This is a genomic window from Halobaculum magnesiiphilum (assembly GCF_019823105.1).
GTDB classification, from domain to species: Archaea; Halobacteriota; Halobacteria; order Halobacteriales; family Haloferacaceae; genus Halobaculum; species Halobaculum magnesiiphilum.
Genome location: NZ_CP081960.1, coordinates 124,288 through 148,983, shown reverse-complemented (window position 1 = coordinate 148,983; position 24,696 = coordinate 124,288). Strand labels below are relative to the sequence as shown.

At 67.5% G+C, this 24,696-nt stretch carries 19 protein-coding genes and 1 pseudogene; 7 read left to right on the top strand and 13 right to left on the bottom strand.

The annotated features are described in order from the left end of the window. Positions 1–5: 5 nt before the first annotated feature. Entirely contained in the window at positions 6–164 is a 159-nt protein-coding gene (locus tag K6T50_RS17220) for a DUF7837 family putative zinc-binding protein (protein WP_222609468.1), read from the bottom strand. A gap of 135 nt (positions 165–299) precedes the next feature. Here K6T50_RS17220 and K6T50_RS17215 point away from each other — a divergent pair, with 135 nt between their 5' ends. Continuing rightward, positions 300–740, top strand: a complete 441-nt coding sequence (locus K6T50_RS17215) for a hypothetical protein (protein ID WP_222609467.1) — start codon at positions 300–302, stop codon at positions 738–740. Between the two features lie 210 nt (positions 741–950). Here K6T50_RS17215 and K6T50_RS17210 read toward each other — a convergent pair whose 3' ends face one another. The 3 genes from K6T50_RS17210 to glmS all read right to left on the bottom strand — a co-directional run bounded on the left by K6T50_RS17210 (position 951) and on the right by glmS (position 3,841). Continuing rightward, a complete protein-coding gene (locus K6T50_RS17210) occupies positions 951–1,229 on the bottom strand; it encodes a winged helix-turn-helix domain-containing protein (RefSeq protein ID WP_222609466.1) in 279 nt (92 codons plus the stop codon). A 105-nt stretch (positions 1,230–1,334) separates the two neighbouring features. Then, positions 1,335–1,853 (bottom strand): DUF7344 domain-containing protein, encoded by a 519-nt coding sequence (locus tag K6T50_RS17205; RefSeq protein WP_222609465.1) that lies wholly within the window; start codon positions 1,851–1,853, stop codon positions 1,335–1,337. 173 nt (positions 1,854–2,026) lie between these two features. Next, positions 2,027–3,841 carry a glutamine--fructose-6-phosphate transaminase (isomerizing) gene (gene glmS, locus K6T50_RS17200; RefSeq protein ID WP_222609464.1) on the bottom strand — a complete coding sequence of 605 codons (1,815 nt, stop codon included), beginning with the start codon at positions 3,839–3,841 and terminating at the stop codon, positions 2,027–2,029. Between the two features lie 355 nt (positions 3,842–4,196). Here glmS and K6T50_RS17195 point away from each other — a divergent pair, with 355 nt between their 5' ends. Further along, positions 4,197–5,282 carry a glucose-1-phosphate thymidylyltransferase gene (locus tag K6T50_RS17195; protein WP_222609463.1) on the top strand — a complete coding sequence of 362 codons (1,086 nt, stop codon included), beginning with the start codon at positions 4,197–4,199 and terminating at the stop codon, positions 5,280–5,282. A gap of 78 nt (positions 5,283–5,360) precedes the next feature. Continuing rightward, a complete protein-coding gene (locus K6T50_RS17190) occupies positions 5,361–5,990 on the top strand; it encodes a DUF7344 domain-containing protein (protein WP_222609462.1) in 630 nt (209 codons plus the stop codon). A 212-nt stretch (positions 5,991–6,202) separates the two neighbouring features. Here the strand turns inward: K6T50_RS17190 and K6T50_RS17185 are convergent, their stop codons facing one another. From K6T50_RS17185 to K6T50_RS17175, 3 genes are all read right to left on the bottom strand, one after another. After that, entirely contained in the window at positions 6,203–7,252 is a 1,050-nt protein-coding gene (locus K6T50_RS17185) for a sugar phosphate nucleotidyltransferase (RefSeq protein WP_225935484.1), read from the bottom strand. A 238-nt stretch (positions 7,253–7,490) separates the two neighbouring features. Next, positions 7,491–8,831: a phosphoglucosamine mutase gene (gene glmM, locus K6T50_RS17180; RefSeq protein WP_222609460.1), complete on the bottom strand. Its 1,341-nt coding sequence runs from the start codon at positions 8,829–8,831 to the stop codon at positions 7,491–7,493. Between the two features lie 61 nt (positions 8,832–8,892). Next, complete coding sequence (locus K6T50_RS17175) at positions 8,893–10,206, bottom strand: glycosyltransferase (protein WP_222609459.1); 1,314 nt, start codon at positions 10,204–10,206, stop codon at positions 8,893–8,895. A gap of 175 nt (positions 10,207–10,381) precedes the next feature. On the opposite strand from K6T50_RS17175, the gene K6T50_RS17170 reads away from it, so the two are divergent. Beyond that, the gene (locus K6T50_RS17170; RefSeq protein ID WP_222609458.1) at positions 10,382–13,567 is read left to right on the top strand and encodes a PKD domain-containing protein; all 3,186 of its coding nucleotides are present in this window, start codon (positions 10,382–10,384) and stop codon (positions 13,565–13,567) included. A 299-nt stretch (positions 13,568–13,866) separates the two neighbouring features. On the opposite strand, the pseudogene K6T50_RS17165 reads toward K6T50_RS17170, so the two are convergent. Next, positions 13,867–14,509, bottom strand: a pseudogene (locus K6T50_RS17165) (transposase domain-containing protein). A 176-nt stretch (positions 14,510–14,685) separates the two neighbouring features. Beyond that, a complete protein-coding gene (locus K6T50_RS17160; RefSeq protein WP_222609457.1) occupies positions 14,686–16,044 on the bottom strand; it encodes a right-handed parallel beta-helix repeat-containing protein in 1,359 nt (452 codons plus the stop codon). 344 nt (positions 16,045–16,388) lie between these two features. Between K6T50_RS17160 and K6T50_RS17155 the strand changes: the two genes are divergently transcribed. The 3 genes from K6T50_RS17155 (at position 16,389) to K6T50_RS17145 (ending at position 19,162) form a co-directional block, all read left to right on the top strand. Further along, on the top strand, positions 16,389–16,964 hold the full coding sequence (locus K6T50_RS17155; RefSeq protein ID WP_222609456.1) for a metal-dependent hydrolase: 576 nt from the start codon (positions 16,389–16,391) through the stop codon (positions 16,962–16,964). A gap of 205 nt (positions 16,965–17,169) precedes the next feature. Next, the gene (locus K6T50_RS17150) at positions 17,170–18,189 is read left to right on the top strand and encodes a DUF1616 domain-containing protein (RefSeq protein ID WP_222609455.1); all 1,020 of its coding nucleotides are present in this window, start codon (positions 17,170–17,172) and stop codon (positions 18,187–18,189) included. Positions 18,190–18,442: 253 nt separating this feature from the next. Continuing rightward, on the top strand, positions 18,443–19,162 hold the full coding sequence (locus K6T50_RS17145; RefSeq protein WP_222609454.1) for a hypothetical protein: 720 nt from the start codon (positions 18,443–18,445) through the stop codon (positions 19,160–19,162). Between the two features lie 26 nt (positions 19,163–19,188). Here the strand turns inward: K6T50_RS17145 and K6T50_RS17140 are convergent, their stop codons facing one another. The 4 genes from K6T50_RS17140 to K6T50_RS17125 all read right to left on the bottom strand — a co-directional run bounded on the left by K6T50_RS17140 (position 19,189) and on the right by K6T50_RS17125 (position 24,693). Beyond that, positions 19,189–20,160 (bottom strand): NAD-dependent epimerase/dehydratase family protein, encoded by a 972-nt coding sequence (locus K6T50_RS17140; protein ID WP_222609453.1) that lies wholly within the window; start codon positions 20,158–20,160, stop codon positions 19,189–19,191. Positions 20,161–20,288: 128 nt separating this feature from the next. Continuing rightward, positions 20,289–21,758 carry a flippase gene (locus K6T50_RS17135; RefSeq protein ID WP_222609452.1) on the bottom strand — a complete coding sequence of 490 codons (1,470 nt, stop codon included), beginning with the start codon at positions 21,756–21,758 and terminating at the stop codon, positions 20,289–20,291. Then, on the bottom strand, positions 21,759–23,633 hold the full coding sequence (locus tag K6T50_RS17130) for a hypothetical protein (RefSeq protein WP_222609451.1): 1,875 nt from the start codon (positions 23,631–23,633) through the stop codon (positions 21,759–21,761). A gap of 127 nt (positions 23,634–23,760) precedes the next feature. After that, the gene (locus K6T50_RS17125) at positions 23,761–24,693 is read right to left on the bottom strand and encodes a glycosyltransferase (RefSeq protein ID WP_222609450.1); all 933 of its coding nucleotides are present in this window, start codon (positions 24,691–24,693) and stop codon (positions 23,761–23,763) included. Between the last annotated feature and the right edge of the window lie 3 nt (positions 24,694–24,696).

Below are 24,696 nucleotides of genomic sequence, written 5' to 3'. Positions count from 1 at the left end.
ACCGGCTACCTGGGGTGGACGACTTCGTCGCACTCCCGACAGGTCGCGAACATCAGCGGCCAATCGCCGTCCCGGTAGCTGATCAGGTGGCTCGCGCGGGGAATCGACCGCCCGCACCGCGGGCACGCGCCGAGCGCGTCGTCGCCGGGAGCACGGAGTGTCATGGTAGGACACGGACCGGGGTGGCCTTTGTTAGTAAACGGCAAACGCCTCGGACCGACCCTGGGAACCGATTCGGTCGTGTCGGGGCGACGAACAGTCTTCATAACGAACGGTCGCGACCGCGTAGTCCGGAACGAATGCGTCGAGCCGGCCGGGGCGATCAGGTCGCACCCGGGGTGGAGGATCCGGACGCGATCGTCGAGACCGACCGCAGCGTCAGCGCGGTCACGACGGCCGGCGTGGTGGGCCTGACCGTGACGAAATCCGTCGACTTCGGCACCACGATGATCGGCCTCGGCGTGTCTCCGGCGATCGTCGAGCGCAACCCGATCGCTGCGGCGGCGATCGTTCAGTTGGGAACGGTGCCCGGGCTGCTCGCGGTCGGACTGCTCACGGTCGGTCTCACGGTCGTCCTCGTCGAGGGAGGGTTCGGGCTGGCGACCGGACGTGCCGCCGGCGACGGCGTATCGTCCGCCCGGACCGGACGGCTCGTCTGTTACGGGGTCGGCTGCACGTGTAACCTCGCGATCGCGGCGCACAACGTCGTGGTCATTCTGGCCGTCGCGTTTCCCCGGTGAGTCGGTCTGTGACGGGAGTCCTTCAAGCGTACGACGGTTCGGTAAGATCGACGTGTGTGCGTCGACTCACCACGACACGTCCGACTAACAAAGCGGCCGGATGCCATACACACGTTCGGGGGAGACACAGCACGGCCCCATTCCCATTCCCCTGGCATCCAACACCTGCTCCTCTCCTCCCCCGTTTTCGGACCGACCGCGAGCGCGCGGTCACTCCGCGAGGTCCTTCGTACTGATGTCGGCCCACACCTCCTCCCCCGCGGAGGTGATACCGTAGACGCGCCCCTTTCGGCGCTCCTCCGGGACGAGCAGCTCGACGAGTTCCTTCTCTCGCAGCGACCCGAGCGCCCGGGAGACGTGCGACACGGACAGCTCCACGTCCTCGGCGATCCGCGTCGGCGTCGCCGGACCCTCCGCGAGGCGTCCTAAGACGACCACACGGTGGTCGGAGCTGATGACGTAGCCGATGACGTCCCAGTCGGTTGTCACGGGCGATCACCCGTGTGCGATACTTCGGGGGCGGTCTTCGACGAGAGTGCGGCCGTCGTCGAACGGACGACGGCGGAAGCGTGTGTATTCACGGTTTGATGGTGGTTATCCGCGGGAGCGTTCGTACAGATACTGTGCGGCGACGACGGCACCGAACGCCGCGAACACGAGCAGGCCGACGACGTTGAGCGTCGCCTGTGGGATCGTGCCGGCGGCCATGGTCGCGACGCCGTAGACAACGAGACCGACGACGGCGAGCCCCAGATAGATCGCCTGCCACGGGATCTCGCGCCGGTCCTCCTCCGGGAGATAGGCGTCGAGCGAGGAGACGTTCGAGGTGAGCGACACCAACCCCGAGTCCTTGTCGTACTCGACGATCCCCGACTCCTCGAGCTTCGGAATGTGCGTCTGGTACAGCGAGACGTACACCCGCTTGATCTGCTGATCGGTCAACTCGTCCACGGGGAGATCGTTCTCCCAGGCCGCGACGCGGTCGGAAAGCTCGCTGAGCGGAATCGGCTCCCCCTCCTCCCGGAGCAAGTAGATGACGAACCGGCGCCTGCCGTTGCTCAGGATGTCGTAGACCTCGTCCCTGCTGAGTGCGTCTGTGTTTGTGCTCGACATCTACTCGGGGGTCTCCGCGGTTCACCACCTCGGCCCGCCCGGGCTGTCGGCGCCGGGGAGCCGCGACGGAACGCGCCCGACACGCCCGACGGCGGGCAGGGGCTGCGATCGCGTTCGTCGTCGCTCGCGGGGGTCGATACGTACCGTGGTCGGACATCCGAAGCCTCCTCCCGTCACTCTACCGTCACACTCTTTGCCAGGTTCCGAGGTTTGTCGATCGATCGGTTCAGCGCGTTCGCCTCGTAGTACGAGACGAGTTGCAGCTGGACGTTCGCGAGGATTCCCGCGACGTCCGGATGCGTCTCCGGGACGGCCAAGAACTCGTCGACCGCGGCGGCGACGTTGTCGGCCGATTCGGGGGCGACGCCGATCACCGGCGCGCCACGCGAGCGGACCTCCTCGACGTTGTTGAGCGTCTTCCTGTCGTGTTTTCCGGAGAACACCGCGACGACCGGGGTGTCCGCGGTCACCAGCGCGAGCGGGCCGTGTTTCAGTTCGCCCGCCGAGAACCCCTCCGCGTGCTCGTAGGAGATCTCCTTGAGCTTCAGCGCCCCCTCACGCGCGACCGGGTACGCCACGCCGCGGCCGATGAAGAAGTGCCCGTCGCTGCCGGCGTACCTGTTCGCCAGCGACGACGCCGTCGACTGCCGGATCACCCTATCGACCAGGTCCGGGAGCTCCTGCAACGCCGACAGGACCGCCTCGCTGTCCTCGCTGGGAGCGCCCGTGACATCGGCCACGAGTCGCTCGATGACGAGCGTCAGCGTGGCGACCTGCGAGGAGAACGTCTTGGTCGCGGCGACGCCGATCTCCGGGCCCGCCCGAATGAACAGCGCCTCGTCCGCCTCGCGGGCGGCCGTCGATCCGACGACGTTCGTCACCGCGAGCGTCCGCGCCCCGCGCGCGTTCGCGCTCCGCAGCGACGCGAGCGTGTCCGCCGTCTCGCCGCTTTGGGTGACTGCGACGACGAGCGTGTCCTCGGAGACCGGCGCAGGTGTCGTCGCGTACTCCCCGGCCGTGAACGCGTACGCGGGGACCCCGCGGTCCCGGAGGAGCTGTTGGGCGTACATCGAGGCGTGATGGGAGGTTCCACACGAGAGGAAGTGGACCTCCGAAACCCCGTCGAAGGCTCCCTCCGGGAACTCCTCGAGCGCGACGCGCCCGTCGTCGGTGATCCGGCCGTTGATCGTTCGCTCCAACGCCTCCGGCTGCTCGTTGATCTCCTTGAGCATGTAGTGGTCGTAGCCGCCGCGTTCGGCGTCCTCAGACCCCCAATCGACGGTGTCGACCGGTCGGGAGACCGGGTCGCCGTCCGCGTCGGTGATCGTGTGATCGCCGGGCGTGAGCCGGACGACATCGCCGTCGTGGAGATACACCACGCGCGAGGTGAACTCGATGAACGACGGCACGTCGCTGGCGAGGAACCGCCGACCGTCGTCGACACCGAGCACCAGGGGCGAACCCTGCCGGGTCGCGAAGATCGCCTCGGTCCCGTCGACCAGAGCCGCGATAGCGTAGCTCCCCTCGAGGCGGTCGATGGCCGCCCGGAACGCCGCCTCGGGGGGGTTCCCCGCGGCCAATTCGTCCTCGATGAGATGTGGGATCACCTCGGTGTCGGTCTCGCTGGTGAACAGGTGTCCGGCCGCCGAGAGCTCGCCGCGGAGCTCGGCGTAGTTCTCGATGATCCCGTTGTGCACGACCGCGACGGAGGCGGTGCAGTCCGTGTGCGGGTGGGCGTTCTCGTCGGTGGGCGCCCCGTGCGTGCTCCACCGTGTGTGGCCGACGCCGAACTCCCCGTGGAGGTCGACGCCGTCGACCTCCGCGACGAGCTCGTCGATGCCGCCCTCGCGCTTGTGGACGCGAACGCCGGCGCCGTTGAGCGTGGCGATCCCGGCGGAGTCGTATCCTCGGTATTCGAGGTTCTCCAGGCCGGTAAGCACCGTATCGACGACATCGTCGTCGGCGACGCAGGCGGTAATCCCGCACATCAGCGATCGCCCGCTCCCCGGCGACGTACTCCGGTATTCCCGTGATTACTCGGCGCGTGTTCCTCCTGTCGTCGTGCCGTCAGTCCGGCGCGGTGGTGTGTACAGATCATGGTCAGGCCGAACGGATAGCGTCCGGGGTAACATGCGCCAATCCCGGCAGTCGGGCATTGTTATTAGGCTGTTACGTTCGAGGACCGGAGGTTAAACGCCTCTATCCCCCAAATCAACCGGATCTCGGTCGACCCGTGACCTGGCGGGTAGGCAGCCGGTCGAGCGCGAGATCGAGTGGGTCGCTACCTAACCACACATATAATCTCTATAACAATACAAGTAGGTCCGACAGTAACAGCCGGGTATGCTCGGGGTACTTGCGTCGAAAGGGGAGATCGGGACCGCGTACGCGCCGTCGACACACGCAGCGCAGGTGTCGGTTGCCGGGACGCCGGTCGCCGTCCGGGCCGCCGATTCGATGGTGCGTGCCGGCGTCGACGAACTCCTGGTTACGGGCGTCGCACCGACCGTTCAGCGGCGGCTACTCGATCGGTACCCGGAGATCGTGACGACGGAACGGGCGGATCCGCCGACCGCGCACGACCGCGTGATCCGGCTGCCCGCGACCGCTATCGTCTCCCCGGGCGCGCTCGACGCGCTCGGGCGCCGGAGCGCGGCGTATCTCCGGCGCCCCGCGGAACCGCTACCGCCGCTCGACGGCCCGGAAGTCCGTCCGCTGGTGGTACCGGCGGACGCGTTCGAGGGTCGCCCGCCGACGGCGGCGGTCGAGGTCGCACGCGACCTCGCTGCCGACGCGGCCATCGACGCGATCGAACACGAACACGTCGCCGACGTGCGCCGCCCGTGGGAGTACCTCGACGCGACCGAGTGGCTCCTCGCGGGAACGGCCGGCTCGGACGGATTCGCGAAGATCGAATCGGATCGCTCCGGCGAGATCCACCCCGATGCGGAGCTCACGGGACCGATCGCCGTCCGCGAGGGCGCGACCGTCCGCTCGGGCGCCGTCATCGAGGGGCCCGCCCTCGTGATGCCCGGCGCGACGGTCGGACCGAACTGTTATGTGAGGGCAAACAGTTTTATTTCAAATGACACAAAGATAGGAGCGGCCGTGGAACTCAAAAACAGCGTCATCATGAACGACGCAAACGTCCCCCACCAAAGCTACGTGGGCGACAGCGTCGTCGGCCCGCGCGCGAACGTGGGCGCCGGGTCGCTCGTGGCGAACCTTCGCCACGACGGCGAGCAGGTGACGCTGACACACGCCGATCGCCGCGTTCGAACGGGGAGACGGAAGTTCGGCGCGGTGATCGGCGAGGGAGCGAAGCTGGGGATCGGAACCCGCCTCAACGTGGGAACCGTCGTCGGGGCGAACGCGACGACGGCACCCGGGGAAGTCGTCCGCAGGGACGTCACGACGGAGGATCCGTAACCATGCGATCGGGGATCGCAGCCGCGGACGAATTCGAGCGGAATCGACACGCAGACGGAACCGAGTCACACCACGAAAATGGTCAACACAACCCACGCGACCACGACGACGGAGGAGCCGACGATGACTGCTGAGTCGACGACACAGCCGGAGATCGAATCGGAACACGAGATCGATGGCGAGGACGACACCGAACGGGAGACCGAGCCGGACCCGTTACCGCTGGATCTGACGTTCGAGATCCTGAAGAACCAACGTCGGCGACTCGTGTTGAGCCATCTCAGATCGGTCGACGGCGAGTCGACGATCGGCGAGCTCGCCGAACACATCGCCGCGATCGAGAACGACTGCGACGTGCAGGCGCTCGGCGCCCAACAGCGCAAGCGCGTGTACATCGGGCTGTACCAGTGTCACCTCCCGAAGATGGACGATGCGGGGGTCATCGACTTCAACCAGAGCCGGGGTCGGGTCGAACTCGAACCGGAGGCCGGGCCGCTGTACGAGTACCTGGTCGACGAGGGCGACGAGGACGAGGAATCCGAGTCCGAATCCGTCGATCCGCGACCGTACGGCGCGGCGACGGTCGGCGTCGGCGCCCTCTTCGGCGTCGCGCAGTTCATGGGGCATCACCTCCTGGCGAGCGCGTTGATGTTCGGGTTCCTGACGGCCGTGCTCTATCTCGGTCGTCGATCGTTGACGAGCGAGTAACCTCGAAACCGGAACCCGAGTAGTCGCCTGGGGGCCGACGACTCGACCGCGAGGCCGGACCGTTCTCCCACGGACGCTATCCCGACGAGCGGCGGCGCCGGTGAGGGAACGACTGAGCGGACACTACCCGGTGAGCGACTGGACCGGTACGACCGTCGGTCAAAGCGCGAGCGCCGCGCGAAACGGGACGGAAAACCGCGAACGACGAGGTATCAGTAGCCGAGCGCCGACTCCAGCGGGCTGTGCGTGGCGACGACCGACGTGGTCTCGCCGGACTGGTGCGTCCCGGAGACGCACGCGCCCGTCGAGAGGTCACACCGGGGTCCGAGGACGACGCCGTTGAGCAGGACGCGGGACCCGACCCGCGCGCCCGGGAACAACACCGACCGCGTCAGCTCCGCCTCCGGACCGACGCTGGCGCCGGCGCCGACGACGCTCGGACCGCGGATCACCGCGTCGGACTCGATCACGGCGTTCGCGCCGATCATCGCGGGTCCGTGGACGGTCGCGTCGTCGGCGACGCTGGCGCCGGGCGCGACGTACACGCCGTCGCCCCAGTGGTCGCCGTCCTCGACCGGGACCCCCTCGGCGAGCACGATCTCGTTCGCCCGAACGAAGTCGTCGGGACGCGCCACGTCGAGCCACCGTGCGGTCTCGACGGCCGTCACGTCGCACTCGGCGATCAGGGACTCCACCGCGTCGGTGATCTCGTACTCGCCGCGGCTGCTGCGGGAGACGTCGAAGGCGTCGCGCATCGACCCCGGGAAGACGTACGCGCCCGCGTTCGCGAGATCCGTCGGGGGATCGTCGGGCTTCTCGACGACCCCCGTGACGCGCGAGCCGTCCGTCGAGAGGACGCCGTACTCGCGCGGGTCGTCGACGCGGTGGGCCAACACCGCGGCGTCGTGGTCGAACAGGCGGGCGATCGCCTCGGCCTCGAACAGGTTGTCGCCGTTGAGGACGGCGAAGCGGCCGTCGATGTACGGCGTCGCACACCGGACCGCGTCCGCGGTGCCCGCCGGCGGGTCCTGCACGGCGTACGTCACCGGAACCCCCCGGTAGCTGTCGCCGAAGTACTCCCGCAGGTGTCCGTCGCTGTCGCCGACAACGAAGATCAGGTCGTCGGCGCCGCCGGCGACGGCCGCGTCCGCGACGTGTGCGACGAGCGGGCGGTCCCCGACGGGAAGCATCGGCTTCGGCGTGATCCGCGAGAGCGGCCGCATTCGGGAGCCACGCCCGGCCGCCAGTATCACTGCATGCATGACGGCCGAAGTCAGGACCGGAGCGCCCCTTGTTATGGGCAGACAACGAGATCTCGTGCCGGTTAGGTGGTTGTGTACCGGTGGAGGACGTCGGGAGGTTCGTCCGGAACGGAGTCAGGACGATCAACGATCGATCGGACGGAAGGGATGACGGGAGGAGAGGAACGGTGAGAGGGGTGGGAGCGCCAGTCGGGGGCCGTCGGTTCGTCCGAGTGGGGTGACGACGGTCGGCGGCGAGTCAGTCGGACGCCGGGACGGCGACGGCCCGCTCGGCCTCCCTGACGAGGTCGGTCGCCGTCTCGAACAGGGACTCCATCTCGGATTCGACGCCGGCCTCGGCGGTGACACGCACGAGCGGCTGCGTCCCGCTGGCGCGCACGAGGAACCAGCCGGCGTCGACGTCGACGCGGACCCCGTCGACGGTGGAGACGTTCGCGTACCGGCCGGCGACGCGGTCGGCGACGTGCGCGACGAGATCGTGTTTCGCGTCGGTCTCGATGTTCGCACGGCGCAGCGGAACGGTCTCGACTTGGGACGCGAGGTCGTCGAGCGGACCGCGTCGCGCTACCAGCTCGGCCAGCTTCGCCGCCGCGAGCGGGCCGTCCGGACAGCGGGCCAGCTCCGGCCAGATCCACGCGCCGCTGGGCTCGCCGCCGAACACGACATCCGTCTCTCGGGTCCGCTCGGCGACGTAGCCGTCCCCCACCCGCGTGTGGACCGTCGAGGCGCCGATCGCCTCCAGCGTCGTGTCGACGGCGATGCTCGTGTCGATCGGGACGGCGACGCGGTCGCCGGCGGCGGCGATGTCGCGTGCGAACAGCGCCAGGAGTACGTCGCCCGAGGGGAACTCCCCGGACGCGGTCGCCGCGCGCATCCGGTCGGCGTCGCCGTCGTGGGCGATCCCGAGGTCCGCGTCGGTCGCGGCGACGACCTCCCGCAGCGTCCCGCAGTTGTCCGCGGTCGGCTCGCTGGGTCGGCTCGGGAACGAGCCGTCGGGTTCGGCGGCGAGCGTCCGGACGGTACAGCCGAGGTCCCGGAGTATCTCCGCGGTGATCCGGCCGCTGCCGTTGCCCACGTCGAGGACAACATCGAGCCCGAGGTCGCCGTCGACGGCGTCGACGACGGCGTCGACGTGACGCGATCGGGCGCGCCGACTCCGCATGCGGCTCCCGTAGGCGTCCCAGCCGACGAGGTCGAACGCGTTCTCGCGGATCCGCTCGGCGACGGCGTCCTGTGCGGTGCCGACGTAGGCGGCGCCGTCGTCGGTCCACAGCTTCAGGCCGTTGTCGGAGGCGGGGTTGTGTGAGGCGGTGACGGCGATCCCCGCGTCGGCCCCGTACCACTCGACGGCCCGCGCGACCGTCGGTGTCGGCACCTCACCCAGCGAGACGGCGTCGGCGCCGCATTCGCGCAGCCCGGCGGTCGTCGCGTCGACGAGCGCGGGCCCGGTCGATCGGGGGTCGCGACCGATCACGACCCGTCGCGCGCCCTCGGAGGCGACGGCTCGGCCCACGTCGAGCGCGACCGACGCGGTGACCTCCTCTCCCACGGTTCCCCTGATACCGCTCGTTCCGAACATACGATTCGCTACGCGCGACGATCCGAGTTTGTTACAACCCGACTATCGGGGTACCGATCGGCTACCCGTCGGAACCGGGAGGCGCCTCGGAGTCCGTGTCGGACGGTTCCGTCCGACGGCCGCCGTCGGATTCGATGGTCGAACCCGACTCCCGCGGCAACTGGGACCCGTTCGACTCAGTGCCTCCGGCGACCGACGGGAGGACGTTCCGGCCCGACTCGACCGGTTCCCCAGTCGGCCCCCCGCGGTCGGGGAACAGCACGTCGTCCAGATGGTCGTTCTCGCCGATGTCCATCGCCATCGCGCCGACGAGGGCGCACGCGCCGACGACGAACAACAGCGCGGAGACGAGCCCGGCGACGCCGACCGTCGACGCCGCGGCGGACCCGGCACCGACGAGGCCGGCCAACGACGCAAGCGACGCGAATATCCCGACCACGCCGAGCGCGCTCGCGCCGGCGCCGACGCCGTATGCGACGACGAGCGGGTGGAAGTCGTACACGAGGTAGTTCGTCCGTAAGCGCCACAGGAAGTTGCGAAGCAACATCCACGACACCCGCGGGACGTACGTCCGGTAGCGGATGTGACTCTCCTCGTCGCCGTAGATGATCGGGTTCGGGAGGTCGACGACCCGCAGCCGGGCCACGTTGAGCTTCACGAGCAGATCGTTGCAGTAGCCGTAGAACTCGTACATCCCCTCGATGTCGGCCTCGTGGAGGGCGCGCCGTGAGATGGCCGTGTACCCGCTCTGGGGGTCGCCGGTCGACCAGTAGCCGCTCGCGATCTTCGTCAGCGCACCGAGGATCGCGTTCCCGACGAACCGGAGCCGCGGCATGTCCCCCCGGTCGCGTCGCCCGACGAACCGGTTGCCCTTGACGTAGTCCGCCTCGCCGTCGACGATCGGGTCGAACAGCGTCCCGAGCACGTTGGGGTCCATCTGTCCGTCGCCGCCCATCACGGCGGTTGCGGCGATGTCGTCGTCGCGCGCGTGGAGGTAGCCTGTCTTGATCGCGCCGCCGACCCCCCTGTTCTCCTCGTGTCGGATGGCGACGATCCGCTCGTCGAAGGGGCCGTCCGTTCGCGTCGACTCGTCGGTTCCGCGGGCGCCGTCGGATCGTTCGGTACGACTCTCTTGCCTATCTGAGCTATTGTGCCTATCGTGTATTCCGTTCCGTTCTGACCGGCCCCGTCGGTCGGATCGGGCGCGGTCCAGCGCGACCGCGCGCTGGATCTCCGTCCAGGTGTCGTCGGTGGAGGCGTCGTCAACGACGTAGATCCGATCGACGAACGCGGGGACCGTCACGATCGTCTCGCGGACGAACGGTTCCTCGTTGTACGCCGGGATGACAACCCCGACCGTCTGTCCTCGATACATTGTGTAGGTAACCGTGACCGCCGGCTGGTGACAGCAAGCGACGCATCGGATTTTGTTACCCATACCCTGCACCGTGAATCGGGGATCGCACCGCCGACCGTCGACGACAGAGATGGGGGTTCCGGGAGCGAAACCGATCCATAACAAAGCCGGATCTGCCGGGAGTTGGGCTGTAATGGGAACGTACTCCGAACCCGCGGTGTGTCGAGTGGTGGTCGTCGTTCTCCTTCTCGTGGCCGCGCCCGCCGTGGGACCGCTCGCGGACACCGCGCGGGCGGCCGCCGGCGACGATCAGACGTTCGCCGTCGCGCAGGGGGACTCGTGTTACGCCGTGGCGACACACGAGAACGGCTCACAGAGCGTTACCGCGTTCTACGACTATCGAAACCCGTACCCGTCGATCACGGGACGTCCGGCGTCCTCGACGTACAGCTCGTACGGCACGGATCGGTTCCAGCGAACCGGGACGAGCGCCCTCCTGTTTTACGCCGGCCCCGACGACACCAGCATGGTGGTCGTCCACGGTCGCCGGGGCGACGAGGCCGGCGGAAGCACGGTGAACTACCGGATCAGCGGGCTCCCGAGCGGTTCGTGGGCGGTGCGCGACGACGAGTACCCGCTCATGGACGACGAGTGGGACGTCGGCGCATCGACGACCACGGTCGACTGGAAGTGGGCGGACAACCGCACCGACGGCGGCGCCTACCGCGGGTTCGACTCGCTGGCTGGGACGACCGTGATCGACCCGCGGTACAACGAACGGGCGCCCTCGTGGGGCGAGTGGAACTACTCCGGGAGCGAGGAGAACCGGATCACCGACTGGGTGCTCTACGGCGGCGACGGGGCCGAGCACTCGCTCGCGCTCGACCGCCGTGTGTTCATTCACGCCGGCGGCTGCGTCGACGCCGATGTGAGCTCGTCGCTTCGGGCGCCGAGCGACGCCCCCGCCGGCGAGAACGTCACGCTCGATGCGGGCGGCACGAGCGCCGCGGGTACGGTCGCGGGCTACGAGTGGGACTTCGACGCCGACGGCGATGTCGACGCCGTCACCGAGGGGCCGACCGTGCGTCACGCGTTCGAGGAGGAGCGCGAGTACACCGTCCGCGTGACGGCGTTCGACACGTACGGAAACGCCGACACCGCCGAGGCGACGTTCGTCGTCGGCGAGCCGTACGCCCCGGACGCTGCGCTTTCGGCGTCGCCGTCGACGGTCACCGTGAACCAGTCGCTCACGCTCGACGCGAGCGGATCGACGGACAACGGGACGATCGTCCGCTATGACTGGGATCTCGACGGGGACGGCACGATCGACGCGAACACGACCGATCCGACGCTCACCACCGCCTTCGAGTCGGCCGGCGATCGGGAGGTGACCGTCACCGCCGTCGACGACACGAACCAGACCGGAAGCGCGTCCGTGACGGTCGACGTGACGCCCGACCGGCCGCCGAGCGCGGCGCTGACGGGACCGGAGGACGTCGCGGTCGGCGAGGACCTCACCCTCGATGCGAGCGAGTCGACCGACGACCGAGGGATCGTCCGCTACGAGTGGGACACCGACGGCGACGGAACGGTCGACGCGAACACGACCGAGCCGACGTACTCGTTCGCCTACGAGGACGCCGGGACCGTCGACGCGACCGTCACCGCCGTCGACGAGCAGGGACAGACAAGTACCGCGACGACGGCCGTGCGCGTGGGCGTCACCGCGTCGTTGTCGGCACCCGCGGAGTCGCTGGTGACCCGACCAGTCACCCTCGACGCGAGCGAGTCGACGATCGGCGGGGACGACGCGATCTACCGTTGGGACCCCGACGGCGACGGCGACGTCGACGCGAACACGACCGAGCCGACGCTGGCACACACGTACAACGAGACGGGAAGCTACACCCCGCGCGTCGTCGTGACCGACGGCGAGAACATCACGGACGAGGCGACCGCGAGCGTCGCAGTCGAGGCCCAGGCGGCCCTCACGGTGCCCGAATCGGTCGTCGTCGGGGAGTCGGTCACGCTCGACGCCGGCGGGAGCGCCGTCGGCGGGTCGAACGTCACCTACGAGTGGGACCTCGACGGCGACGGCGAGTTCGAGACGAACGCGAGCGCGTCGCCGACGATCTCACACGCGTACAACGAGACGGGAACGTACACGCCGGGGGTTCGAGTGACCAGCGACGCCGGCGAAACACTGACGGCGAGCGCGACCGTCTCCGTCGAGGAACCGAACCCGTCCATCACCGCCGACGCGACCGAGATCAATGAGGAGCGGTCGGTCGCGTTCGACGCGGACGCGGGCGTCGGGGACGGCTCCTCCGTCGAGTTCAGATGGGAGTTCGGCGACGGAACGACTGCTGACGGCCGGTCCGTCGAACACGCCTACGCCGACTCGGGGCGGTACATGGTGACGCTGAGCGTGCTGATGGGCGGAAGCGCGATCGCGAGCACGAACCTGCCGGTGAACGTCACCGAGGCGCCCCAGAACCCCGGTGGCGGCAGTTCGGGCGGCTCCTCCGGCGGTGACTCGGGCGGGTCGTCCAGTGGTCCCCCCGGCGGCAACACGGGCGGGAGTTCCGGAGGCGACCCCGGCGGTAGCACCGGAGGGTCTGTCGGGGGGAGCTCCGGCGGGAGCTCCGACGGCGACACCGGGAGCGAGCCGCCGGCCGATCTCGAGCCCGAGTACACGAACGTGACGGCGACCGTCAGCGACACGGAGTTGGTGACTGGTGACACCCTCGTCGCGACGGCGACGGTGAGCAACGTCGGGAACGGCACCGGAACCAAGACGATCGAGTTCGAGATCGACGGCGAGCAGGTCGACTCCCGACAGTTCACCCTCGAACCCAACCAGAGCCGGACCGTCCGGTTCACTTGGACGTTCGAGGAGCCCGACGTGTACTCGGTCGAGATCGACCGGAGCGAGCGGTTCCTGATCAACGTGACGCCGCCCCAGCCGAACATCTCGGTCGCCGAGTTGGACGCGAACGCCGACCAGATCGAAACCGGTGAGGAGGTCACGTTCACGGCGGTGGTGCGCAACGACGGGCGAGCGCCCGGGTCGGAGACAGTCGCGCTGCGGCTGTTCAACGAGACCGTCGCGACGGAGAACGTGACCGTCCAGCCTGGCATGAGCACACGGGTCACGTTCACCAGGCGGATCGTCGCCGCGGGCGAGTACAACGCCAGTGTCGGGGACCGGACGGTCGCGTTCGCCGTCCGCCCCACGACCACGGGAACCGAAGGTGACGGGACCGCCACCGGCAGCAGCACCCTGACGAACGCGCCGGGGTTCGGGCCGCTCGCGGCGACGGTGGCGATCGCCGGCGCCGCCGCGCTGCTGGCCCGCCGGCGCCGACGTACCCGGTGACGGCGAGCCGGGGACTCGTTCCGCAGGCGAAGTACCTGAACAGCACGCGACTCTTCGACGACCGCACCGTGTCGCCGGCGGTCGGTCCCGTCCTGTCGGTCGCCATCACGGTGCCCTTGCGACAATGATCGGGTCGTTCGTCCTGGAGCCGGGAGTGGCATCCTCCCCGTGCAAACGACGGGGGTCCCCGTACCGCAGTCGGGATAGTTGCCGGTCTACGACACCACGCGTTCTCCCGTAGGAACCGTCTCGCTCTGGCGGTCGAACAAGGATGTCGATGGCTGTGCCACAGGTAGCGTTCAGATACGCTGGTTCAATGCGAAGGAGACCGACTGGAGCCGGTTTTCGGCGGCGTTCGCGTCGGCGTGGCTGAACGGGTTGAGAACTGGTTAGTTCGGCGTTTTAGTTCGCGGAAGACACGTTCGGCGCTACTCCGATCGCCATGGTGCTCGTATCTGTACTCGAGGTCGTGTCGGTGGAGAGCTGCGTGCAGCCACGCTGCAGAATCGACGAGAACGACCGCATCATCGACAGGATGGTTCTCGCGGGGTTCAGAACGGTCCACCTCGGTGAGCGCTCGCGTTCTCGTCGGAGCAAGCCCGACGTGGAGCAAACGGTTCGTGTCGGGATCAACCGCTGCGTACAGCCAGAATCGCTCGTCGTTCAGCTGGTTCACGGGGTCGTCTACCGCGACGTGATCCGGGTCGGGCCCATCGATCTGCCGTGGATCTGCCTGTTGCACTCGATCGAGACTGTTGAACGGCACCGATCGGCGCCCAATATATCGAGAATCGAGACGGTATCCGAACGTGAGCGCCCAGGCAGACGGAGTCGGATACCGAGCGTCATCGCGGACTCGGGTGTCGCCTCCCGCTCGGGAAACTCTACCTCGAGGGAGTCGCCCTCCGATGAGGCGGGCGATTTCGAGCATCGACCACCCAACGTTCGCTCCGTCCACCTCGTCACCCGTATCTGAACGCCGTCCGTTGAATATCCTGCCTTCCATCGACGGTAGTTCGTGTCGGAGTTGTCGGATTCACTCCCGCCGTTAACGGCGGGACTCTCTCCTCGACGGAACATAGCCGAAAATCGGAATCGCGAGTGGAGGGCCGGAAGCGTCAGCAGGAGTTGTCGCGTACGTCGTTGCCCTCGACACCCAGGCGGACCTGCATGTCGCGGTTGGCGTTGCGACACACGGTGTTGTTGTGGACGTCGTTATCGGTCGAACCCCGGATGTCGAAGCCGTCGTCGCCGTTGTCCCGGAGGACGTTGCGCGCGACGACGTTGCTGTCCGCCTCGCGGAGGAAGACGCCGTCGTCGACGTTGTCGTGCGCGACGTTCGAGATCACCCTGTTGTCGACGCCGCTGTCGAGGTCGAGGCCGTCGTCGCCGTTGCCGGCGAGCGTGTTGTTCGTCAGGACGTTCCCGGACCCGAACACGTAGACGCCGTCGTTGGCGTTGTCGACGAGGCGGTTCTCCGCGACGGTCGTCGCGCCCGTGGACGCGAGCGCGATGCCGTCGTCGGTGCTGCCGGAGACGTTGTTCCCGACGACGGTCCCGTCGGAGGCGTTGACGAGGCTGATCCCGTCGGTCGCGCCGGAGACGACGTTACCCGAGATCCGGCTCCCGTTCTGTCCACGGACGAACACCCCCTCGTAGCGGTTGGCCGCGATCCGGTTCTCCGCGACGACGACCGACGCTCGATCGGGGGCCGCATCCGTCGGGGCGAACAGGCCGCCGAGGCCGTCGTACCCGCCGCCGCCGAGGAGCGGCAGCAGCCAGGAGGGAACGTCCGGAGTGCGCTCGATCGGGTCGGAGTCGTCCGCGACGGCGACGCCCATCCCGCCGTTGTTCACGATGGCGCTCGCGCGGACCGTCGTCGTCTCCGAGCGCCGAACCGACACGCCGTCGCCGGTGTTGTTCACGATGCGCATCCGCTCGACGGTCGTGGTCTCGCTTTCGAGCACGGCGATCCCGTGGCCGCCGGACGCGACGACGCTCCCGTTGACGACGGTGACGCCCGCGGAGTCGCGGACTCGGACGCCGTCGGCGCTCGCGTTCTCGACGGCCACGTCCTCGACGGTCACGTCCGCGGCGTCGACGACCGTGACGCCGCGCCACCAGTCGACCGCGTCGAAGCCCTCGACGTGGACGCCGGTCGCGCCGTCGACGACGATCGCCGACCCGGTTGCGTTCTCGCCGATCACCGCGTGACCCGCACCCAACAACCGTACGTCGTCGGCCGTCACCGTGAAGCAGTCCCCGTCGGTCGACCGCACGTCGCGGTCGAGGACGTACGTGCCGGCGTCATCGAGGGTCGTGCAGCCGTCGATGTACGTGGTCGGGCCGGGACCGAGGCTGTCCGCCGCCGACGCGGTCGCCGCGCTCGTCGCCGGGGCGGCCATCGCGACCACCATCACGGCGACGAGCGCGACGATGCCGCCCCGTCGGATATCGCTCCGCCAGTCTGGTCTCATAGCTACGGCGTACCCAGGCGGTAGAGGTCCATTGTAAGCGGCAGGCTTCCGTTACGGGGAGACGACGGCCGGGACCGGGGGAATGCCACGAGACCGTCGAACGCGGGGTCTTCGGTGGGTATCCGGGTCGTAACAAAGGACGAACCGCGTCTCCACGGTGGCGATCGATGACTCGGGGGCACGTCGGGATCGGCGACGGACCGGTGTCGAACGGCGACGGTAGTGGATCGAGCAACGGTGCGAGAGGAGTGGGCGGCGACTCAAGGAGCGCGGGGGGCGATCTGAGCGGGGGGAACGCCCGCGACACCCGGACGGATCGGCCGCGTCCCGGGTGTCGGTAGCCGATGTGGCCGTGGGATCACGTCGCCGTCGCGTACCTCGCGTACGCCGTGTACGCACGGGCCCGCGGAAGGCGCCCGTCGGACGCGGCGGCGCTCGCCGTCGTCGCCGCCGCGGTGGCGCCCGACATGATCGACAAGCCGCTGTCGTGGTGGCTCGCCGTCTTCCCGTCCGGCCGGTCGCTCGGTCACTCGGCATTCACGGCCGTGGGCGTGGTCGCGATTACTGGCGCTGTCCAACGGCGCGTCGGCGCGGTCGGTTTCACCCCCGCGGTCGCCATCGGTTACGTCTCACACCTCCTCGGCGACATGGCGTATCCACTGCTGGTCAAGGACACTCTTAGCGTCGAGTTCCTACTGTGGCCGCTGGTGCCCGCTGTGAACGACCCCACACCGGCCCCGTTCACGTACGTGGCCGAGCTGTTCGCTGCATATCTCGGATACCTCACGACGCCTGCGGGAGCGACGTATCTGGTACTGGATCTCGTTTTCCTACTCGGAACCGCGACACTGTGGATCCGAGATGGCGCTCCCGGGGCCAGATGGATCCGGGAGTGGACTACCGACTCAGACGAGGAGTGATACGTGTTACCTACTGCTGAAAGAGGCTACCGACGAAGGCACCCAACGCGAGGCCACGGGATGCGTCTCGGTCGTGTCCTCGGAACACACGAGACAGCGTCACGTCTCGCGACTAACGTCTACATAACAATCCACGGAACGGAACAAACCGACTCCATGGGATCGATCCATCTGTTACGGGTCACGTTCGGCGAGGTGTGGAGAGATGAGTGACAGCGGTGGTGGCCGGCGCGGCGGGAAGGGCGACCTCAATCGGACCCCGGTCGACGTGGTTCTCAGCGCCATCTACGCCGTTCTCGTCGGTGCCGTCGCCCTTACGGGGTCGATACGGGGGCCCGCAATGGTCGTCCTGGCCGGACCTCTCGTGTTGTTTCTTCCGGGGTATGCGCTGCTGTCCGCCTTGGCTCCGGGATCGGCTAACTCGGCCGGAGACGCCGTGTCCGCCCCGCCGATCGGTGGCGTAACGATCGGGTGGTTCGAACGAGCCTCGCTATCCGTTGGAATCAGTGTCGCCGTTCTCCCCCTTCTCGTGGTTCTGCTGGCTGCGCTCGGGTACCAACCGACACGAACGACTGTCTCCGTGACGCTGGTGGGGTTCGTCGTTCTGGCGTCGGCGCTCGGCGCGGCTCGGCGGCTCGCACTTCCGGAGGAGAACCGCTACGGGCTCCCGGTCGACCGGTGGCTGCGTGAATTTCGGACGTTCGCCGGGTCACGCCGAGCAACGCGAGTCGACAAGACTGGGGCCGTCGTGCTCGGCGTGCTGGTGGTACTCGCGCTGGCAGGGATGTCGGTGGGACTCGCCGCCCCTCCGGACGGAGAGTCTTACACCGAGGTCGCGCTGTTGACACCGAGCGAAGACGGGCCGGTCGCCGCGGGATATCCCGACGCCGTCGCGAACGACGAACCGCTCGAGCTGGTGTTGTCGATCGAGAACGACCTCGGTCGCACAACGGCGTACGAGTACGTCGTCGTCTTGGATCGCGTGTCTTTGTCGGCGGACAGCACCGAGGTGACGGTGCTCGAGCGGGACGCTCTCGAACGGGGGAACGTGAGCCTCGCGGACGACGAGACGGCGACCCGAACGCTGTCGTTGGTGCCGTCGATGCTCGGTAGCGACCTCCGGCTGAGCGTGTTCGTGTACGAGGGAGCGGCGCCGGAGTTCCCGTCACGAACCACCGCGGACAAACACCTGTACATCTGGGTCGACGTCGAGGACAGTGGATAACGACGAGACACAGCCACGGCGGGGAAGTTCGAGTGAAGACGAGGCCCGACTGGAATTCTCGGAGGACAGACGAAGACGGGGCGCGGCGAGAGATGGGAACGGAGCAAGCGAGGGGGATCTGGCCGCCAGTCAAGCGACGGGGACGGACCCGAGCGGTGTGTTAGACGTGTTATCCGGGAGTTCAGTGGGTGAGGTGGTTCGATCAGTCGGTACCGCGCTGTTTCGACGCGTTTGGTCGCTGCAACTGCCACTGTTGATCGCGAGAGATCGCTACGCGAGGGCGGTCGTCCGACTTCGGACGGTCGCTAACTCCGTCCGGTATGCTGCACCGCCCGAGCCGTACCGGCTGATCGACGTCGACCCGGCGTCGATCACCTCCGTCAGGCAATTCAACCGGTCGAAGTACGTCCAAGCAGCGGTCGTCGAGGACGGCGACTGGGCTACCCCTCAGTGCAAGTTCACCGACCTCGATGTGTACCAAGCCTATCGTGCGCACTTCCGCGACGGGGTCGACTGGGCAGATACGTCGTTCTACCGGCGCGTCGTCGACGAGATCGAAGCCGGATCGGTGTTGTGGAATTGCCACAGCGAGGCGGACTTCCGCGAACGATGTGCGGGAGTCGACAAGCTGTACGAGCGCATCGAAACCGACGGGTATCGAACGCAAGCGGAGTTACTCGAGGAGGAATCTGACCCCATCGACCTCGGCAGGGAGTCTCGACTGCTCACCGAGCGCATGAAAGACGAGATCGCCGTCCACATCGCCGACGACGGCGAGATCCTGTTCGCGGACGGCCGCAATCGACTGTCGATCCTCAAACTACTCGACACGGGGGCGGTTCCGGTTCGGGTCCTCAAGCGCCACGCGGACTGGCAACGTGTACGTGACGCGTACGTCCGCGGCGAAGCGTGGACTCACGCGTACGACGATCACCCGGATATCAGCTATCTTCGGTTCGACAGCGTCACGTAACGATGTGAGCGAGAGCCGACGACCCGTTATCGCTCGAGACACTGTCGGCTGGCTAACTCGGCGATCCCGGTGTGAAGGTCGACGCTCGGCTCGAAGCCGAGCAGTCGACGCGCCTTCGAGATGTCCGCACGGCTACGTTCCACGTCGCCCGGTCGAGGGTGGACGTGGGTGATCCCTGCAGTGGCGCCGGCCACGTCGGCGATCAGCTCCGCGAGTTCTCGGATCGTGACGCTGTCGCCGGTGCCGATGTTGAACGCCTCGCCGACGTGTTCGGTCGTTGCGGCCGCGAGGTTCGCCCGGACCACGTCGGCGACGTGGACGAAATCACGCGTCTGGGAGCCGTCACCCTCGACGGTGATCGGCTGGCCCGAGCGCACCTGTTCGAGGAACGTGCTCACGACGCCCGCATAGCTGCCCGTCGACTGGCCGGGCCCGTACACGTTGAAGTACCGGAGCGAAACCGTCTCCAGTCCGTATCGTTCGTGATATACGCGTGCGTAGTGGTCGATCGCGAGCTTGTCGGTCGCATACGGGGAGGTCGGACGGGTCGGGTGCGACTCGTCGACCGGGACCGTCTCCGGGTCGCCGTAGATGGCGACGCTGGAGGCGAGTACGACCCGCGCGTCGACGGAGCGTGCGGCTTCGAGGACCGCGAGCGTGCCGGCGACGTTCACCCGATTGCTCTCAACCGGGCACTCGACCGACTTCGGGACGCTGACCAGCCCGGCCTCGTGGAACACGAGGTCGACGCCGTCGATCGCGTCCTGCAACAGCCCCTCGTCGAGGAGATCGCCCTCATACAGCGTCGCATCCCCCGGAACGTTGTCCGGCTGGCCGGTCGAACAGTCGTCGAGTACGCGGACCTCGTTGTCGCGGACGAGCGCTCGTGCGAGATGGCTTCCCACGAACCCGGCACCCCCGGTGACCAGCACCGTGCGTCCGGTGATGTCGGCGTCGATCGCCGCCGTCTCCGTCTCCCTGCCGTTGACAGTATCCATGGGTTGTGGGTACCCAGCGGCCGGGTTTGTTATAGAGCGGCAAACAACCCGGAGGCAAACTCGTCGCTGACCGCGGTTAGTATCCCAACGGCGGTCGGGAATCCTCGGGCATTAGCGCGGGGAGGATGTCAACCGATCAGCCGGGTGACCTCGTTCGGGTCGAGCAGGCCACCGGCGATAGATAGCACGGCCCACGTCGCCGCCCCGAGTACGACGGCCCCGATCAGCGTCGGGACCCCGGACACGTAGGGGAGCGTCAGCCAGACGACGATGGACATGACGAGGGTGACCGCCACCGCGGCCCCGAAGACGCCGACGAGATCGCGGGGGTTCAGCGGGAGTTCCTGATGGATGATGTAAACGTTGGCGAACGTGTAGAAACTGAACGTGATCACGGTGGCGACCGCAGCGCCGACGACGCCCATGAGTGGGATGAGGACCAGATTGAGCACGACGTTGGCAAGTGCCATGACCGTCTTCACGATCGCCCGAGAGCGTGCTCGCCCGAGGTAGTCCAGTCCGTCGCTGGTCACCTTGTTGATCGCGTTGACGAGGATGAACAGGCCGAAGACTTGGACGACCGGGGAGGCGCCGTCGTATCCGGAGCCGAATACGTATCGGACCATCGGTTCGGCCACGAGGATCAAGCCAGCAACGGCGGGGATGTACGCCAGGAGGACGTATCGGAGCGTGGTCTGGTAGATCCGTGCAGCCCTGGCCTCACTCCCTTTAGACCGTTGTTCGCTCAGGGCCGGCGAGATCGTGTACCCGAGCGAGGACGCCGGCATCGACACGAAGTCGGAGACGGCCTTCCCGATCGTATAGAATCCGACGGCGGTCATGTCAACGAGGACGCCGACGAGCACGGTGTCGACCTTCTTGTCGATGACGTTCGCGCTCCGGGTCGCCGTGAGCGGCACGCTGTACTCTAGGATCCGACGGGAGACGGACGCGTCCGGGTCGACGTCGGGTTCGTACGTCGAGTAGAAGCGCCGGTAGAGGACGACGCCTCCGATGAGAACCCCTAACGCCAACCCTGCGACGTAGCCGAACAGCGCGCCTGCCACGCCGTACCCTAGCCAGACGAACAGCGCGACGAACAGTAGCCGGGAGACGCCTGAGATAACTCCGACGACGCCGCTCCACTCAACGCTGTTGAACGCCTGGAACAGCTGCCGAGTGTACGCCGACAACGCGGTGGCGGCGATGAACAGCGCGCCGACCCCGAGCACCGGCACGAGTGAGGGGACTCCGAACCGCGTGGCGACTTCATCGCCGAAGAGGGCAGTTCCCCCAGCGATGAGCAGTGTGAAGAACAGGAGGAACCCGAGCGACCTGACGATGACGTGCGGCACCATCCCCGGTCGCTGCTCGGCGAACTCCGTGACGTATCGGGCCGCCGACTTCGGGAGCCCCAGCGTCGCGAGGATCGCGAGGCCGCCGAGCACCGACAGCGCGAAGTTCAACTCGCCGTACTGCTCGGGAGTCAACAGCACACGCGTCAACAGCAGGAGGAGGCCAGCTTTCGCCAGCATCGTGACCAGGTTGGCCGCGAAGATCGCTTGGATCCCACGGCTCAGTCGTTTCGCTAAATCCATTCAGTCCGTGCCTCCATCGTCGGACGGAGGTTCGGCCGAGTCGGACAAGATGTAGTACAAGGAGAACCCGGAGTTCGTCCGTATGCGGTTGACCGTCGGTGTCGTCTCCAACTGTTCGAACCCCCGCTGTGAGTAGCGGAGTTCATCGTAGAGGACGACCTCGCGCTCATATTCCGACTGGGTGATGCCGAGGTACCGCGGCTCGTCGTATGTCGACCTGTACGCCCCCCCGTTGAACACGTCTGGCGTAATTCTGTCGCTGTACCCGGGGAAATTCAGCGTCGTGCGGGCGCGCTGGGACCCGTAGTAGTAGTCGACGTACCGTTCAGGCCCGCCACGCAATCCCGTGAACTCGATCCCCTCACCTCGGTGCTCGAACGAGGCCGAGTACCCGTCGAGTTGACTCTCGGTGACGTGGGAAGTCGGCTGATACATGTACGGTGACGTATGGTACCCCATCACAGCGACGGGAGACAGTATCAGTAGCAACACGAGCGCGAGTGCCCGTCCGGTACCCGGTTTGACCGACGCGTCGAGGCGGTCGACAGCGAGGGAGATCCCGGTGGCACCTAACACGGTGATAAACACCATGATGAACCCCTGATACCGCAAGTACATGTCGCCGGCCCCGATCGCGAATACGAGCAGGAACACCAAGAACGGCGGAACCAGCGCCACCGTCAGATACCGCACCGAGGTGTCGGTGAGGCTCCGCTCAACTCGCCCGAGGAGCACAGCGAACACGAGCAAAGCGGCGATCAGCGAGAGGACTGCCCCGGCAAGGAACAGCCTCGTCGACAGCGTAAGCAGGCTGCCGCCCAACGCGGTCAGGGAGGTGGACTTCGCCGCGACCACAGTCCCAGCGGCCGTCTGGCCGGTGAAGAAACTGCCGAGCGTGAAACGTATCGTTCCGACCGCGCGCTCGAACCGTGGCACCCACAGGAGGAACAACACAGTGACGATCACGGCCTGGACGCCGAGCCAGCGGTGGCCGGTAAATGCCGAGCCGGGGCGAAGCCAACTGAGGACCAATTGCACCACGGCGATCGCTGCCAGCACCATCGCGACGTTGAGCGCCTGCTGAGGGTGGTACAACACGAGTGCCCCGGAAACCACCACCATCACGACGCCGGTCGCCGTCGGGCCGCTCCGCCAGCCACCGTCCGTGATCGCGCCCGTCGAGGACGAGGTGTCCTCGCCCACCGGGGACACGACGGAGTCGGTATCGAGCCTGTACGTGTATGCAAGCGTGACCAGAATCCACAACGGGACCAACAGGATCGCCTGGCTCGTGGGGTGGGCGACCGGGTGGACGCTGATGTTGTTTATGGGGACGAACATCGCCGCAGTGACGAGTCCGAAGCTGTACGCCCACGGTGTATCGGCGACCAGCTTCACGATCAGCGGGACAGTGACGAGGAAGACCAGCGGGAAGGCGACGAGCGTCACGTAGAGCATCGCCCGGGAGAGCGGAACGCCGGTCAGCATGGTAATGGCGACCGAGAACGTGTGGATTCCTGGATACAGGAGGTCCGTCGCCGGGAGGGAACCGGCAGCGATCTCGCGAGCCCAGCCGAGATGCGTGAGCGAGTCGCCGGCGCCGTAGAAGCGGTAGCCACGAAGGATCGGCATCGCGGTGAGCGTGAGAGCTGACAGACCGATGAGTCCGAGGCTCGCGTGGTGGATCCGGCTCTCGGGCCGTGTCGACAGCGCGATGAACAGCCCGGCCACGGCGGCAACGCCAAAGCCGACCCAAACTGCCACAGGCGTTTCGGCGTACAGCGACAGCTCGTAGGCGGTGGCTGGCGCGTTGTGTGCCGCCACCACGGCGCCGAGCAGCCCCGCGTACCCGATCGCAAGCCCGAATCCGGCCAAGCGGCGTTTCGATGCGGACATTACAGACATCACCGAGTAGCGGAGGTCTGGCGCCTCCGTGAATAGTTATGAAGTGGGTACTGTTCGACGTGGGGGTGGGCGCGAACACGGACTCGAAGGCGAGCGGTCACGAGAGCACCTCCTCGTAGACGGCCAACAGTCGAGCGCCGGTCTCCTCGGCCGACACCTCCTCGGCGGCCGCCCGACCGTCCGAGCGTTCGCCGGCGCGGAGCGCCGCGACGACGCCGTCGACGAGTTGCGCGTCGCTGCGGGCGACTCGCGAGTGGGCGACGCCGTCGAGGCGCTCGGGCACGTCACCCACGTCGGTGGAGACGACCGGGAGGTTGCACGCCAGCGCCTCCTTCACGGCGTTCGGCGAGCCCTCGTGGCGAGAGGTGAGCAGCAGCACGTCCGCCGCGTTCATGTACACGGGCATCCGCTCGTGCGGCTCGCCGGTGACGGTGTGGAAGGCGACCTCCCCCTCGAGGCGGTCGCGGACGCGGTCGACGACGCGCTCGGCGCGCGGGTAGTCCTTCACCCCGCGTGCGGGCGGGTACGGAAACAGCACGTGGTCGGCGTCGGCGTCCCATCCCAGCTCGGCGCGGGCATCGTCTGTCGGCATCGGCTCGAACAGGTCGAGGTCGACGCCGTGTGGGATGACGTGACACGGGCGATCGAGCGCCGCGGCCATTCGGTCGGACATCACGACGACCTCGTCCGCGCGACGGGCGCACGCCTTCGTGATCGGGCCGTACCTGCCCATCAGATCGGTCCCCCACAGCGACAGCACCACCGGGAGTCGAAGCTGCGCGAGCGCGTGCGGCGCCGTCAGCCCGTAGTTCGCGTGAACGAGATCGAACTCCCCGAACGAGCGACGCACGACCTGCGGGAGAAACCTGAGGTAGTCGACCGCGGACCGCTCGTTCGTCGAGCCGTTGTCGTAGGAGTGGTCGCCGGGGACGGTCAGCGTGGTCTCCTCCACGCCCAGATCCGTGAGCGTGGCCCGTTGTTTTCGAAAGAAGCGCGCGCGTTCGTTGGTGACCAGGTTGAGCACCCGCATCAG